This is a genomic window from Niveispirillum sp. GW835-FHT14G11 (genome assembly GCF_058793615.1).
Genome location: NZ_JBXAFZ010000064.1, coordinates 1 through 737 on the forward strand (window position 1 = coordinate 1; position 737 = coordinate 737).

At 59.7% G+C, this 737-nt stretch carries 1 protein-coding gene; it reads right to left on the minus strand.

Features of this window, described 5'->3' with window-relative positions:
- On the minus strand, positions 1–628 hold a 628-nt coding region (locus tag AC1Q7F_RS32610; protein ID WP_492512708.1), incomplete at its 3' end, for a toll/interleukin-1 receptor domain-containing protein.
- Between the last annotated feature and the right edge of the window lie 109 nt (positions 629–737).

Below are 737 nucleotides of genomic sequence, written 5' to 3' on the forward strand. Positions count from 1 at the left end.
CGGTCACTACGATGAGCCAGAAATCCTCCCTTACGCAATCAGCCACTTCTGTCCCAAAGGGGCTGACGGCGGACACCCAGCCACGTACGAAGTCGACGGCCACCGTGTCGCCGATCCCTTTGACCTTCCGTCCGGCTTCTAGTCGCAGGGGCAGGATGAACCGCTTTTCACCACTTCGTTTAGCGACATCCAGTGCGATGTCGATATCATCCTGGACCGACGGATCATCAAGCGTGGCGTTGCGGCTTAGGAGCAGAACCTTCGCGGCACGGTGCTCAAGTGCCTGGTTGATCTCGCGGCGCCAGCGATCCCCTGGTTCCAGCGTCAGCACGTCGGCGAAGACACGGTAGCCTTCTGCCTCCAGTTTGGGAGCGAGCCAAAGCGCAAACTCATTGTCGATCGGCGACGATTTTAGGATGAATATGGTATCGCGCTCGGGGGGCGCGGCGGTGCCCGAACTGGTCGCGGTCGGCAACAAAGCGGCCAGCACCGGCGGGATCGGTGCCGGCTTTACAAATGCGTCTGCAACGGCACCAGTGATGAGCTTCTTCAGGACTGCGCTGCTTTGCTGCCAGAGCCTTGGGTGGGCAGTCTCAACTTCGGGGAATTTGCGCAACAGTGCGACCAAGTCCGGCAGCCCGAATATGTCGCCGGGGCTTTTAACCCGGATTATGCACCGGGGTACGTCCTGGCGGTTGGCGGGTGTGGCATAAGTCATTGATTGGGTTTAGGATTCA